The organism is Burkholderia sp. AU16482, assembly GCF_002223285.1.
GTDB lineage: Bacteria > Pseudomonadota > Gammaproteobacteria > Burkholderiales > Burkholderiaceae > Burkholderia > Burkholderia semiarida.
In genome coordinates this window covers 1,241,078-1,255,054 of record NZ_NKEY01000003.1, presented here as the reverse complement: position 1 = coordinate 1,255,054, position 13,977 = coordinate 1,241,078, and the positions used below count along the sequence as shown (strand labels likewise).

The 13,977-nt window shown below is 71.1% G+C and carries 12 protein-coding genes and 1 riboswitch; of the genes, 5 read left to right on the top strand and 7 right to left on the bottom strand.

Features of this window, described 5'->3' with window-relative positions; translation table 11 throughout:
• Positions 1–6 precede the first annotated feature (6 nt).
• The 4 genes from cobM to CFB35_RS08300 are packed head-to-tail and all read right to left on the bottom strand — an operon-like array spanning position 7 to position 3,856.
• A complete protein-coding gene (gene cobM, locus CFB35_RS08315; RefSeq protein ID WP_089464757.1) occupies positions 7–735 on the bottom strand; it encodes a precorrin-4 C(11)-methyltransferase in 729 nt (242 codons plus the stop codon).
• 42 nt (positions 736–777) lie between these two features.
• The gene (locus tag CFB35_RS08310) at positions 778–1,509 is read right to left on the bottom strand and encodes a cobalt-precorrin-6A reductase (protein ID WP_060009848.1); all 732 of its coding nucleotides are present in this window, start codon (positions 1,507–1,509) and stop codon (positions 778–780) included.
• Complete coding sequence (locus CFB35_RS08305) at positions 1,506–2,594, bottom strand: cobalt-precorrin-5B (C(1))-methyltransferase (RefSeq protein ID WP_059584051.1); 1,089 nt, start codon at positions 2,592–2,594, stop codon at positions 1,506–1,508. Before CFB35_RS08305 ends, CFB35_RS08310 begins: the two co-directional genes overlap by 4 nt.
• A complete protein-coding gene (locus tag CFB35_RS08300; protein WP_059584052.1) occupies positions 2,594–3,856 on the bottom strand; it encodes a bifunctional cobalt-precorrin-7 (C(5))-methyltransferase/cobalt-precorrin-6B (C(15))-methyltransferase in 1,263 nt (420 codons plus the stop codon). The genes CFB35_RS08305 and CFB35_RS08300 overlap by 1 nt, the downstream gene beginning before the upstream one ends.
• A gap of 202 nt (positions 3,857–4,058) precedes the next feature.
• Positions 4,059–4,250, top strand: a riboswitch (cobalamin riboswitch).
• A gap of 67 nt (positions 4,251–4,317) precedes the next feature.
• Between CFB35_RS08300 and cobG the strand changes: the two genes are divergently transcribed.
• The 5 genes from cobG (at position 4,318) to CFB35_RS08275 (ending at position 10,493) form a co-directional block, all read left to right on the top strand.
• Positions 4,318–5,718 carry a precorrin-3B synthase gene (cobG, locus tag CFB35_RS08295; RefSeq protein WP_089464756.1) on the top strand — a complete coding sequence of 467 codons (1,401 nt, stop codon included), beginning with the start codon at positions 4,318–4,320 and terminating at the stop codon, positions 5,716–5,718.
• Positions 5,711–6,337, top strand: coding sequence for a precorrin-8X methylmutase (locus CFB35_RS08290; protein ID WP_089464755.1), 627 nt, complete (start codon positions 5,711–5,713; stop codon positions 6,335–6,337). The genes cobG and CFB35_RS08290 overlap by 8 nt, the downstream gene beginning before the upstream one ends.
• Positions 6,334–7,068 carry a precorrin-2 C(20)-methyltransferase gene (locus CFB35_RS08285; RefSeq protein ID WP_077218400.1) on the top strand — a complete coding sequence of 245 codons (735 nt, stop codon included), beginning with the start codon at positions 6,334–6,336 and terminating at the stop codon, positions 7,066–7,068. The genes CFB35_RS08290 and CFB35_RS08285 overlap by 4 nt, the downstream gene beginning before the upstream one ends.
• A complete protein-coding gene (cobJ, locus tag CFB35_RS08280; RefSeq protein ID WP_089464754.1) occupies positions 7,065–8,786 on the top strand; it encodes a precorrin-3B C(17)-methyltransferase in 1,722 nt (573 codons plus the stop codon). The genes CFB35_RS08285 and cobJ overlap by 4 nt, the downstream gene beginning before the upstream one ends.
• Positions 8,787–9,137: 351 nt before the next feature.
• Positions 9,138–10,493: a chitinase gene (locus tag CFB35_RS08275; RefSeq protein ID WP_060966103.1), complete on the top strand. Its 1,356-nt coding sequence runs from the start codon at positions 9,138–9,140 to the stop codon at positions 10,491–10,493.
• 86 nt (positions 10,494–10,579) lie between these two features.
• Here the strand turns inward: CFB35_RS08275 and CFB35_RS08270 are convergent, their stop codons facing one another.
• The 3 genes from CFB35_RS08270 to CFB35_RS08260 are packed head-to-tail and all read right to left on the bottom strand — an operon-like array spanning position 10,580 to position 13,889.
• Positions 10,580–11,323: an IclR family transcriptional regulator gene (locus tag CFB35_RS08270; RefSeq protein WP_059584062.1), complete on the bottom strand. Its 744-nt coding sequence runs from the start codon at positions 11,321–11,323 to the stop codon at positions 10,580–10,582.
• Positions 11,324–11,383: 60 nt separating this feature from the next.
• Entirely contained in the window at positions 11,384–12,550 is a 1,167-nt protein-coding gene (locus CFB35_RS08265) for an acyl-CoA dehydrogenase family protein (RefSeq protein ID WP_059584064.1), read from the bottom strand.
• Positions 12,551–12,587: 37 nt separating this feature from the next.
• Positions 12,588–13,889, bottom strand: a complete 1,302-nt coding sequence (locus CFB35_RS08260) for a CitMHS family transporter (protein WP_089464753.1) — start codon at positions 13,887–13,889, stop codon at positions 12,588–12,590.
• Positions 13,890–13,977: the final 88 nt, after the last annotated feature.

Below are 13,977 nucleotides of genomic sequence, written 5' to 3'. Positions count from 1 at the left end.
GCGCGCTCAGCCCGCGCTCGCGTACAGCGTCGAATCCGCGAACCCTTCGGCGTCGAGCACGCGCCCGATCAGGATCAGCGCGGTGCGCTCGATCTGCGTGCCCCGCACCTTGCCGACGATGTCGGCCAGCGTGCCCGTCACGCGCTCCTCGTCGGGCCAGCTCGCGCGATAGATCACCGCCACCGGGCAATCTGCGCCGTAATGCGGCAGCACTTCGTCGACGATGCGCGCGAGATGGCGCACGCCGAGATGGATCGCGAGCGTCGCGCGATGCGCGGCGAGCGCGCCGAGCGCTTCGCCCTCCGGCATCGTCGTCTTGCCCGCGAAGCGCGTGAGGATCACCGTCTGCGCGACGCCGGGTAGCGTCAGTTCGACGCCGAGCGTGGCCGCGCATGCGGCCGTGGCCGTCACGCCCGGCACGATTTCGTATGGAATCCCGAGCGCTTTCAGGCGGCGGATCTGCTCGCCGATCGCGCCGTACAACGAGGGGTCGCCCGAATGCACGCGCGCGACGTCCTGCCCTTTCGCGTGCGCGGCGGCAAGCAGCGCGACGATCGCGTCGAGATCGAGCTCGGCCGTGTTGACGACCTGCTCCGCGCGATGACCGTCGAGCACGGCGGCCGGCACGAGCGAGCCCGCATACAGGATCACCGGGCACGTGCGCACGAGGCGCTGGCCCTTTACCGTGATCAGCTCCGGGTCGCCGGGGCCCGCGCCGATGAAGTACACCGTCATCGAAATTTCTCCGTCAATTCGTGGGATGACCGCTGCGTCGCGTCACGCGCGCGCGGCCGGATCGAGTGCGTCGATGAGCGCCGTGACCGAGTCGAACGCGCGGTCGGCATCGGGCAGCGGCGGCCGGCGCAGCATCACGACCGGCAGCCTGCGTTCGCGCGCGACGTCGAGCTTGGCCTCGGTGGCCGCGCCGCCGCTGTTCTTGCTGACGACGGCGTCGATGCCGGCCAGCGCGAACAGCGCGCGCTCGCCTTCGGGCGTGAACGGCCCACGCGCCGCGACGACCTGCGCGCGGGCGTTGCCGGGGTGCGCATCGAGGCAGCGCACGAGCCAGAACTGGTGCGGCGGGATCGCGTCGAGATGTGCGAGCGGCTCGCGGCCGAGCGTGAACAGCGGGCGCCTGAACGGCGCGAGCGCGGCCTCGATGCCGGGCCAGTCGTCGACCATCCGCCAGTCGTCGCCCGGTTGCGGCGTCCACGGCGCGCGTCGCAGCGCCCAGAGCGGCACGCCCGCGGCGCGCGTCGCCGCCGCGGCGTTCGCGCTGATTTGCGCGGCATACGGATGCGTTGCGTCGATCACGAGACCGATGCCGGCGTCGCGAAGATACGCGGTCAGCCCGGCCGCGCCGCCGAAACCGCCGACGCGCACGTCGCAGCGCAGATCGTCTGGCGTCTTGCCGAGACCGGCGAGACTGTAGACATGATGCGGGCCCAGCACGCGCGCGATCTTCAGCGCATCGCCGGTGCCGCCGAGCAGCAGGATGCGCGGGCTCATCGCGCCTCCCCGACGAAACGGCCCTGCCGGTCGATCGCGAACATCTCGACCGCGACCGACGGCGGCACGATGTCGCGCGCCACCCGCAACGCATGCGCGCAGACGAGATCGCCGAGCGGCACGCCGTCGGCCTGCGCGAGTTTCAACGCTTCCTGGCTCGTGTTCGCGGCGCGCATCGCGGCCTGCAGCGCATCGCTCGCGCCGGCCTCGGCCGCCCACTGCGCGAGCAGCGGCAGATCGATGCTCGAATGGCGGCTGTGCAGGTCGAGATGGCCGGCCGCGAGCTTGCTGAGCTTGCCGAAGCCGCCGCACATCGACAGGCGCGCGACCGGCGCGCGCCGCAGGTGCTTGAGCACCGCGCCCGCGAAATCGCCCATTTCGATGAGCGCCATGTCGGGCAGACGGTAGTGCGCGCGCATCGCGTCCTCGCTCGCGTTGCCCGTGCAGGCGGCGATGTGCGCGATGCCGTTCGCCCGTGCGACGTCGATGCCCTGATGAATCGACGCGATATAGGCCGAACACGAGAACGGCCGCACGATGCCGGTCGTGCCGAGGATCGACAGCCCGCCGACGATGCCCAGGCGCGGGTTCATCGTCTTCAGCGCGAGCGCCTCGCCGCCTTCCACGCCGATCGTCACGTCGAAGCCGCCCGCGTAGCCGTGTTCGGCGGCGAGCGCTTCGAGGTGCGTGGTCATCATCTGGCGCGGCACCGGGTTGATCGCCGGTTCGCCGACCGGCAGCGTCAGCCCCGCACGCGTGACCGTGCCGACGCCCGGCCCGGCATGAAAGCGCACGCCAGGCGCGGCCGCGAGCGCGACACGCGCGAAGATCAGCGCGCCGTGCGTGACGTCCGGATCGTCGCCGGCATCCTTGATCGTGCCGGCTTCGGCGCCCTCGGCCGTGGCGCGGCAGAATTCGAGCCGCATCATCACGCGCTGCCCCTTCGGCAGCACGATCTCGACCGCGTCGTCCGCGTGACCCGCGAGCAACAGCCGCGCGGCCGCGAGCGACGTCGCGGTCGCGCAGCTGCCGGTCGTGTAGCCGAAGCGTAGCGGCGCGGGCTGTTCGGGGGTTTCGTCGCGCATCACGCGTCCATTGGGTTCGACGTGTTCGACATATGCGACGAGCCGGCCGCGTCTGTCGCGTCGGGCTTGCGCACGTCGTACAGCGTGACGGGCAGCGGCTGCCGCCACGTGTCGAAGCGGCCGAGCGGCTCGGCATGCGCGAGCGACACGCGCGTGAGCGTGCCGCCATGCGCATCGCGCCACGCGGCGAGCGCGATCTCGCCCTGCAGCGTGACCGCGTTCGCGACCAGCCGCCCGCCGGGTTTCAGCGACGCCCAGCACGCGTCGAGCACACCCGGCGCCGTTGCGCCGCCGCCGATGAAGATCGCGTCGGGCGCGGCGAGCCCCGCGAGCGCAGCGGGCGCGCGGCCCGCGACGAGTTGCAGGCCCGGCACGCCGAGCGTATCGCGGTTGTGTTCGATGAAGCGCTGCCGCTCCGCATGCGCTTCGATCGCGATCGCCTGGCAGGATGGATGCGCGCGCATCCATTCGATGCCGATCGACCCGCTGCCGGCGCCGACGTCCCACAACAGTTCGCCGGGGGCCGGCGCAAGACGACCTAGCGTCATCGCGCGCAGGTCGCGCTTGGTGAGCTGGCCGTCGTGGCGGTATGCGTCGTCGGGCAGGCCGGGCGTGAGCGCGCGGCGCGGCGCATCGGGCCCCGCCTGGCAGTCCAGCGCGACGAGATTGAGCGCGGCGGTTTCGTCGACGTTCCAGTCCTGCGCGAGGCCGTCGATACGGCGCTCGAGCGGCCCGCCCAGATGCTCGAACACGCTGACGCGCGTCGGCCCGAAGCCGCGTGCGGCGAGTTCGGCCGCGACGGCGGCCGGCGTGCGGCCGTCGGCGCTCAGCACGAACAGGCGCCGGCCCGGCAGCAGGTGGCGCGCCAGCGTCGCGAGCGGACGCCCGACGAGCGACACCGCGCCGACGTCCTGCAGCGCCCAGCCGAGGCGCGCGGCGGCGAGCGACAGCGACGACGGCGCGGGCAGCACGCGCCATTCGTCGGGAGAAAGCTGGCGGGCGAGCGTCGCGCCGACGCCGAACAGCATCGGGTCGCCGCTCGCGAGCACGCATACGGGCGCGCCGCGGCGCGCGAGCAGCCCCGACAGGTCGAACGGCGACGGCCAAGCTTCGCGCGCGGCCCGCAGCCGGGCGGGCAGCATGTCGAGATGCCGTTTCGCGCCGACCACATGCGTCGCGTCGAGCAGCGCGCGCCGCGCGTGGCGTCCGAGCCCCGCGTAACCGTCGTCGCCGATGCCCACTACCGTCAGCCACGCCGTCATGCACCCTTCCCCATCGTTCGATTCCATCGTGTCGCCGCGCGGCCGTGAAAGCGCCGGTGCAGCCGTCCGCATTGCGAAAAACGGCATGGTACCGTGTTCCACCCGGCGTTTCATCCGCCGGCCCGCCAGCGCCCGATCGTTGCCCGCTTCGCCCGCCGCGAGCGGCCGGCCGGTCGCGAATCGCGGCCGAAATCGGGTATCCTACGGCCGTTCGTTCGCCGGTGCCCCTCGGGGCCGAAGAGGGAACACAGGGCGCCTCGAGCGCCGCTGTGGCTGCCCCCGCAACTGTAGACAGCGAGCCGATCTCCCCCTCATGCCACTGGTTTCACCGGGAAGGCCGGGAGCCGGCGCCGACCTGTCAGCCAGGAGACCTGCCGGCCAGAAAGTGCGTGCGTGCCAGTCGGCGTCGGGCGGGGTGTACCGATGCGTTGGCCGCGGCGCCACACTGTCCCGGTATCCCGTTGAATTCCGCTCCCGATTCGATTCCTGCGTCGCCCGCCGTGCGCCCGTCGGCTTGCCCGGGGCTCGTGCGCGTGGTCGCGGCCGTCGACGGCGGGCTGTGCCGGATCAAGCTGCCGGGCGGGCGGCTCGACGCGCGCCAGGCGCGCGCGATCGCCGCCGCCGCGCGCCTGTACGGCTCCGGTGCGATCGACGCGACCAATCGCGCGAATCTCCAGCTGCGCGGCATTCGCGACGGCGCGGCCGATGCGCTGGCGCACGCGCTGCTCGACGCGGGGCTCGGCCCCCGCGCAAGCGCCGACAACGCCACCGTCGATGCAGCCGCGCTCGCGGCGAGCGACGACGTCCGCAACGTGATGGTGAGCCCGCTCGCCGGGCACGACCCGGCCGCGCTCGTCGATAGCCGCGCGCTCGCCGAGTCGCTGCTCGACATGCTGGCGAGCGAGCCGCGCCGCGGCGAACTGTCGCCGAAATTCTCGATCCAGCTCGACGGCGGCGAAACGGTCGCGGCGCTCGATCATCCGCACGACATCTGGCTGGCGGCGTGGCGTCGCGGCGACGGTGCGATGCGTGTCGCGGCGGGGCTGGCCGGCTGTCCGCCGGTTGCGCGCGGCGACCGGCCGGCTTCGGTCGACGTATCGCCCGATCAGGCCGTCGCGCTGGTTCGCGCGCTGCTGCGCGCGTTCCTCGATCTCGCGCCGGCCGAGGTCACGCGGATGCGCGCGTTGCTGGAGACGTGCGACGAACGCACGCTGCTCGAACGCGCGCAGCACGACCTGCCCTTCCCGCTCGCGGCCGATCCGGCGCTTGCCGACTGGCGGCGCACGCGCACCGACCCCGCGTTGCGCTTCGGCGCCCGCCCGTCGCGCGACGCGGCGCGCTGCAGCATCGGCGCGCAATTCGCGCTCGGCCGGCTCGACGCGGCGCAACTGGAACGGCTCGCGGCGCTGGCCGAAGCCGACGGCGACGGCACGCTGTCGATGACGCCGTGGCAAGGCGTGTTCATGCACGGCGTGCCAAACGCGCGTGCGGCCGCGATGCGCGAAGCACTCGCGTCGCTCGGCCTCGTGTGCGCGTCGTCCGAACCGCTGGCGGCGCTCGTCGCCTGCACCGGCAGCGCAGGCTGCGCGAAAGCGCACGCCGACACGAAACACGACGCGCGCGCGCTCGCCGCGCGTCTCGGCCATCCGCTCGACGTGCATCTGACCGGTTGCGAACGCCACTGCGCGCTGCCGCACCCCGCCGCGCATACGCTCGTCGCGGTGGCGCCCGCGCACTACGACCTTTACCGGCGCGACGCGACCGCGGGCCTCGGCGCCCCGCTCGCGCGCCATCTGACGATTGACCAGGCCTCGGTCCGACTCATGGACGCGCGGCACACCCAGGACACCACCGATGCTTGACTACATTCGCGACGGGCAGGAAATCTACCGCCAGTCGTTCGCGACGATCCGCGCCGAGGCCGACCTGTCGCAGATCCCGCCCGATCTCGAGAAACTCGCGGTGCGCGTGATCCATGCGTGCGGGATGGTCGACATCGTGTACGACCTGCGTTTTTCCGCCGGCGCCGGCACGGCCGGCCGTACCGCGCTCGCGGCCGGCGCGCCGATCCTGTGCGACGCGAGGATGGTCGCCGAAGGCATCACGCGTGCACGGCTGCCCGCGGCCAATCGCGTGATCTGCACGCTCGGCGAGCCGGAGGTGCCCGATCTCGCGCGGCAACTGGGCAACACGCGTTCGGCCGCGGCGCTCGAACTGTGGCGCCCGCATCTCGCGGGCAGCGTCGTCGTGATCGGCAATGCGCCGACCGCGCTGTTTCATCTGCTCGACATGATCGACGCCGGCGCGCCACGCCCCGCGCTGATCCTCGGCTTCCCGGTCGGTTTCATCGGCGCGGCCGAATCGAAGGCGATGCTCGACGCCGACAGCCGCGGCGTGCCGTACGTCTCGCTGCTCGGCCGGCGCGGCGGCAGCGCGATGGCCGCCGCCGCGGTCAATGCGCTTGCAACGGAGGTCGAATGACGACGGCGCGCGGACGGCTGTTCGGGGTCGGCGTCGGCCCGGGCGACCCCGAACTGATGACGATCAAGGCGCTGCGCGTGCTGCAGGCGGCGCCGGTGGTCGCGTATTTCGTCGCGAAAGGCAAGAAAGGCAACGCGTACGGCATCGTCGAGGCGCACCTGCTCGACGGGCAGACGCAACTGCCGCTCGTCTACCCGGTGACGACCGAGGCGCTGCCGCCGCCGCTGTGCTACGAGACGGTGATCGCCGATTTCTACGACACCGCGGCCGAGATCGTCGCCGCGCACCTCGATGCGGGCCGCGACGTCGCGGTGATCTGCGAAGGCGACCCGTTCTTCTACGGCTCGTACATGTATCTGCACGACCGCCTCGCGCCGCGCTACGACACCGAGGTGATTCCCGGCGTGTGCGCGATGCTCGGCGGCACGGCCGTGCTCGGCCAGCCGCTCGTCTATCGCAACCAGAGCCTGTCGGTGCTGTCGGGCGTGCTGCCCGAGCACGAACTGCGCGAGCGGCTCGCGCGGGCCGACGCGGCCGTCGTGATGAAGCTCGGCCGCAATTTCGACAAGGTGCGGCGCGTGCTCGACGAACTCGGGCTCGCGAAGCGCGCGCTGTACGTCGAGCGCGCGACGATGGCGAACCAGCGCATCGTGCCGCTCGACGAGGTCGATCCGATGGCGTCGCCGTATTTCTCGCTGCTCGTCGTGCCGGGGGAAAAATGGCAAGGATGACGACGCCGCCCGCGATCGTGATTCTCGGCGCGGGCGCGCTCGATACCGCACGGCGTATCCAGGCGCGTTACCCGGGCGCCCGCGTGCACGGGCTTGCCTCGCGCGTCGACGCCGACGTGTCGTTCGACGAACTCGGCGCGCACCTGCGCGAACTCTATGCACGCGGCTTGCCGATCGTCGCGCTGTGCGCGGCCGGCATCGTGATCCGCTGCCTCGCGCCCGCGCTCGCCGACAAGGGCGTCGAGCCGCCGGTGCTCGCGGTCGCGGAGGACGGCTCGGCCGTCGTGCCGCTGCTCGGCGGGCTGACGGGCGTCAACGCGATCGCGCGTGAAATCGCCGCATGCGTCGGCGTTGCACCGGCGATCACGACGAGCGGCGAACTGCGCTTCGGCGCATGCGTACTCAATCCGCCGGAAGGCTACGCGCTCGCCGACCTCGCGCAAGGCAAGCGCTTCGTGTCCGACCTGCTCGCGGGCGCGTCGACGCGCATCGACGGCGCCGCGCCGTGGCTCGACGGGGTCGCGTTGCCGCGCGATGCCGCGGCCGCGCATGCGATTCGCGTGACGCCCGATGCGTGGCGCGGCGCGCGCGACGAACTCGTGATTCATCCGCGCAGCGTGGTGGTCGGCGTGGCGGCGGATGCCGTGCATGCAGCGCAAGCGCTCGCCGTGCGTATCGAAGCCGCGCTCGACGCGCAAGGCCTCGCGCGGCTGGCGCTCGCGGCCATCGTCGCGCCGGCGTCGGCGATCGGCGACGCCGCACTGGAAGAAGCGGCGAGCACGCTCGACGTGCCGCTGCGTTTCGTCGATAGCGGTGGCGATCGTGACCGCGACGCGCCCGCGGACGCCGCCACGCTGCTCGGCCGCGCATTGCGCGTCACGCATACGTTGCATGACGCATCGAACGGTCTCGCGTGCGCGGTCGCATCGCAGCCGGTCGATCCGGCCACGCTCGGCCGCGCACGCGGCCGCCTGACGGTGCTCGGCCTCGGCCCGGGCGGCGCAGCATGGCTCACGCCGGCCGCGCGCGCGGCGCTCGCGGACGCGACCGACATCCTCGGCTACACGACCTACGTGAACATGGCCGGCCCGTTTCGGGCGGACCAGCGCGTGCACGGCACCGACAATCGCGAGGAAATGCAGCGCGCGCGCCATGCGTTCGAACTCGCGGCCGAGGGCCGGCGCGTCGCGGTCGTGTCGTCGGGCGACCCCGGCGTGTTCGCGATGGCCGCGGCCGTGCTCGAAGCGCTCGACGAAGCACGCGACCCGCAATGGGCCACGGTCGACCTGCGCGTGGAGCCCGGCATCTCCGCGTCGCTCGCGACGGCCGCGCAGGCCGGCGCGCCGCTCGGCCACGATTTCTGCGCGATCTCGCTGTCGGACAACCTGAAGCCGTGGGACGTGATCGAGACGCGCCTGCGGCACGCGGCGCAAGCCGATCTCGTGATGGCGTTCTACAACCCGATCTCGCGCGCGCGGCCGTGGCAGCTCGACCGTGCGCTCGATATCGTGCGCGCGCATCGCGCGGCCGATACGGTGGTCGTGCTCGGCCGCGACATCGGCCGGCCGGGCGCGACGCTCTCGACGACGACGCTCGGCGCGCTGCGCGGCGAGCAGGTCGACATGCGCACGATGGTGATCGTCGGCTCGTCGACGACACGGCGTTTCGCGATCGGCAACACGCGCGAATGGGTCTATACGCCGCGCTGGTATCGGTGAACGCGGCTGCGCGCGGCGTGGCGCGTACCGCATCCGGGGCGACGCTCGCGTGAATGCGCATGCACGCGCGCCGGCGATCGGCATGCCGGCGCGTCGCCGGTTCGCTGGAACCGGTCCATGCGCACTGCGTCGCGCGACCGGTCGGAAAAAGTGCCCGCCCCGCGTTTCGAAACGCGAACGAATCGGCAAGTTCGTTACGTATCGGAAATCGAATAGCAAAAAGAAGAACACCTAAATTCCCTATTCGACGCGAATCCTCCAAGATAGGCACGCCGCCGGTGGGACACCTGCGTTGCCCGCCGGCGGCGATACGCAGGCCAGCGTATCCCTCTTCCACTTGGAGAACACAGAATGAACAACAATGTGTTGCCGCGTTTCGTTCCGCGTGCGTTCGCCGCGGGTTGTCTGCTCGCGATGGCGAGCGTGTCGCACGGTGCCGGCGTCTATGCACCGTATGTCGACGTGACGCTTTATCCGACACCGCTGGTCGACCAGATCGGCGTACGCCAGGGCATCCAGCAGTTCACGCTCGCGTTCGTGGTCGCGGGCAACGGCTGCGTGCCGTCGTGGGGCGGCGTGCAGCCGATCGGCAACGGCGCGAGCGGCGGCCTGCTGACCGCGCTGTCCACGTCGATCGCGAGCTACCGCGCGAAAGGCGGCGAAGTCGCCGTGTCGTTCGGCGGCGCGAACGGCACGCCGCTGATGCAGGCGTGCTCGACGGTTCCCGCGCTGAAGACTGCATACCAGACGGTGATCGATACGTACGGCCTCACGCATGTCGATTTCGACATCGAGGGTGCGTCGCAGCAGGATACGGCGGCGGTGGCGCGCAACTTCCAGGCGGTCGCGCAACTGCAGGCCGACTACGCGGCGAAGGGCAAGCCGCTGCACGTGACGCTGACGCTGCCGACGATGCCGACCGGGCTCACGCAGGACGGCGTGAACGTCGTCAACGCGGCCATCGCGAACAAGACCACGTTCGATGCGGTCAACGTGATGGCAATGGATTACGGCCCCGCGAACATCGACATGGGCGCCGCGGCGATCAGCGCCGCGCAGGCGCTGTATTCGCAGCTCGATACGGCGTTCAAGTCCGCCGGCCAGCCGAAGACCAACGCGCAGCTGTGGCAGATGGTCGGCGTCACGCCGATGATCGGCGTGAACGACGTGCAGGGCGAAACCTTCACGCTCGCGAATGCGCAGACCGTGCTGAACGCGGCGGTCGCGAACGGCTATGGCTTCTTCGGCAACTGGTCGGTCGGCCGCGATCAGGCGTGCCCGTCCGGCGGCACGTATGCGTCGCCGACCTGCTCGGGCGTCGCGCAGCAGCCGTACGCGTTCGCGGCGATCTTCAGGAAGCTCGACGGCAAGTGGGGCGCGGGCGTCACGCAGGACCCGAACTACGGCGGCGGCTCGGACGGCGGCACGCCTCAGCCGGGCGCACCGTGGGCGGCCGGCCAGGTCTATACGGCCGGCGCGACGGTCACCTACCAGGGCACGACGTATCAGGCGCAGTGGTGGACGCAGGGCGACGTGCCCGGCCAGGCCGCCGTGTGGAAACCGATCGGCGGCGGCACGCCTGCGTGGTCGGCGACGACCGCGTACCAGGGCGGCACGTGCGTGACGTACCAGGGCGCGAAGTATTGCGCGAAATGGTGGACGCAGGGCGACAACCCGAGCGCGGGCGGCGTGTGGGTGAAGTCGTGACGGTGCGGCGCGCTCGCGCGTGACGCGCGGCGGGCCGTTCCCGGCGTGGCAGGACCGCACGCCGGCGACGGCCCGCAGCCGGCGCCCTACCCGCGCGCGTGCTCGGCCAGCAGCCGCGCCTTCGCGTCGACGAGCAGCGCCGCATGCGTGTCGCGATGCTGGCGGATCCGCTCGGTCGGCCCGACGATCGACAGCCCGTACCAGTCGCCGTCGAGCGTCAGCGCGACCGCGATCGCCGACAGTTCGGGCGCGCTTTCGCCGAAGTTCTCCGCCCACCCGAGTTCGCGAAACCGCGCGGTCTGCCCGACGAGCGCCGGCAGGTCGGCCACCGTCGCGTCGGTGAAGCGTTCGAACGGCAGTTGCGCGCCGAGCGCCTGCTGCGCATCGGCGGCGAGTTCCGCGAAGATCGCCTTGCCGATCGAATTCGCATGCAGCGGCCGCAGTTCGCCCGGCTGGCGCGTATAGCGGATCGCCTGCTCCGATTCGACGACGTCGAGGTACGTGACCGACGCGCCCTGGATCTTGCCGAGCACGGCTGTTTCGCGGCTCGCGTCGCGCAGTGCGACGAGGTGCGGATGCACGATGTCGACGACCGGATCGGTCGCGTCGATCGCGGCGGCGACCGTCTGCAGGCGCCGCGTCGGATAGTAGCCGCCGCGCTTGCGCACTTCGTACAGATAGCCGCGGCTCACGAGCGTGCGCGCCATCGCGAGGCAGCTCGACGCCGGCACGTTGAGCAGGCGCGCGAGTTCGGTGAGCGGCAGCGGCCGCCGTTCGGCGGCGAACAGCTCGAACAGGTCGAGCGTGCGGGCAACGAGTTTGACGTCCATGACGAGCGCTTGATTCGGAACGGGAACCCGCGCGCCGGGCGGGCCGCCGGGTCGGTACGGTCAGTACGACTTCGGCAGCCCGAGCACCTTCTCCGCGATGTAGCACAGGATCAGTTGCGGGCTCACGGGCGCGAGCCTCGGAATCATACACTCGCGCAGGTAGCGCTCGACATGGTATTCCTTCGCGTACCCCATCCCGCCGTGCGTCGCGATCGCCGTCTGGCACGCCTGGAACGCCGCTTCCGCGCCGAGGTATTTCGCCGCGTTCGCCTCCGCGCCGCACGACTGGCCCGCGTCGTAGCGCGTCGCGGCCTTCATCACCATCAGCCACGCGGCCTCGAGCTGCATCCATGCTTGCGCGAGCGGATGCTGGATCGATTGGTTCTGCCCGATCGGCCGGCCGAACACCACGCGCTCGCACGCATACTGCGTCGCGCGGCGCAGCGCGGCCTGCCCGAGCCCGATCGCCTCGGCGGCGATCAGGATCCGTTCGGGGTTCAGCCCGTGCAGCAGATAGCGGAAGCCGTCACCTTCGTTGCCGACCAGGTCATCGCGCGGCACGCGCAGATTGTCGATGAACAGCATGTTCGAATCGACCGCCTTGCGGCCCATCTTCTCGATTTCGCGCACCTCGACGCGCGAGCGGTCGAGGTCGGTATAGAACAGGCTCAGCCCGTCGGTCGGTTTCGCGACCTGATCGAGCGGTGTCGTGCGCGCGATGATCAGCATCTTGTTCGCGACCTGCGCGGTCGAGATCCAGATCTTGCGCCCGCTCAGCACGTAGTGATCGCCGTCGCGGCGCGCCTGCGTGCTCAGGTGCGTGGTGTCGAGCCCGGCGTCGGGTTCGGTCACCGCGAAGCATGCCTTGTCGCGCCCGGCGATCAGCGGCGGCAGGAAGCGCGCCTTCTGCGCATCGTTGCCGAACACCTGCACCGGATTCAGCCCGAAGATGTTCATGTGGACGGCCGACGCGCCGGACAGCCCGGCGCCCGACGCGCTGATCGTGCGCATCATCAGCGCCGCCTCGGTCATCCCGAGGCCGGCGCCGCCGTAGGCCGGATCCATCGCGATGCCGAGCCAGCCGGCCTCGGCGAGCGCCGCGTGGAAATCGGCCGGAAACCCGCCCGCGCGATCGCGTTCGAGCCAGTAGTCGTCGCCGAAGCGCGCGCAGATTTTCTCGATCGCGCTTTCGATCGCGCGCTGGTCGTCGGTCAGGTCGAACTGCATGGACTGCTCTCCCGGCAAGCGTGAACGGCCGCGCCGCTCACAATGGAAACACGCCCGTCGCGACCGCGGCGAAGACCATCAGCACGGTGGCGGCGAACAGGAACGGAATCGTGAATTTCTGGTGCTCGGCGAGCTCGACGCCGGTCAGACCGACGATCAGGAACGTCGCGGGCGTGAGCGGGCTCACCGCGAAACCCGTCGTCATCTGGCCGAGCAGCGCGGCCTGCGCCATCTGGATCGGTGGCACGCCGAGCAGCTTGCCGCTCTCCGCGAGCACCGGCAGCACGCCGAAGTAGAACGAATCGGGATCGAACAGCAGGCTGAGCGGCATCGACAGCAGCCCGAGCACGAACGGCATGTGGCGCGCATGCTCGACCGGCACGTGCGCGACGACGACCTCGGCCATCGCCTTCAGCATCCCGGTGCCGGACATGATGCCGGTGAACGCGCCGGCCGCGAGCAGCACGCTCGCCATCATCAGCGCGGCCTTCGCATGCGCGTCGATCCGCTCGCGCTGCGCGTGCACGTCCGGATAATTGATCACGAGCGCGGCGACCGTGCCGAGCATGAACATCACCATCGGGTCGACGATGCCCGACACCAGCGTGACGAGCACGACCAGCGTCAGCGCGACGTTGATTCCGAAGCGGCCCGGCCGGCGCAACGCGCGCTCGGCGTCGGTCAGCTCGCGCGGTGCGATCGCGAGCGCGGCCGCGCCGGCGCGGTCGAGCCCGAGCCGCTTCGCCTCGCGCACGCCGAGCACGTACGCGGTGCCGAATACGAACACGAGCCCGACGATCTGCACCGGGATCATCGGCGTGAAGATCGCCGAGCCGGGAATGTGCAGCGCGGCCGACGCGCGCAGCATCGGCCCGACCCACGGCAGGAAATTGACGCCGGCCGCCATCGACGCGACGCACGCGAGGATGCGACGATCCATCCCTAGCCGCGTATAGAGCGGCATCATCGCGGGCAGCGTGACGAGAAACGTGACGGCGCCCGAGCCGTCGAGATGGATCAGCAGCGCGAGCAGCGCCGAGCCCATCACGATGCGCGGCGGATGGCAGCCGATCACGCGCAGCACGCCGGCGATGATCGGATCGAGCATCCCCGCGTCGGTGAGGATACCGAAAAATAGAATCGCAAAAACGAACATCCCGGCGATCGGGCCGATGTTCTGTACGCCGTGCACGACGAACTTGCCGGTCTGCAATCCGAAGCCGGCCGCGAGCGACGCGGCCACCGGCACGACGATCAGCGCGACGAGCGGCGACAGCCGCTTCGTGATAATCAGGCCGAACAGCGCGACGATGGCGATCGCGCCGATCCATGCGAGCATGATGCGTCTCCTCTTCAGCCGGTGCGCGTGTCGGTGCGTGTCGATGCGCGGGCCGGCGTGGTGTCCGAATTGTTGGTGTGCCGGCGCG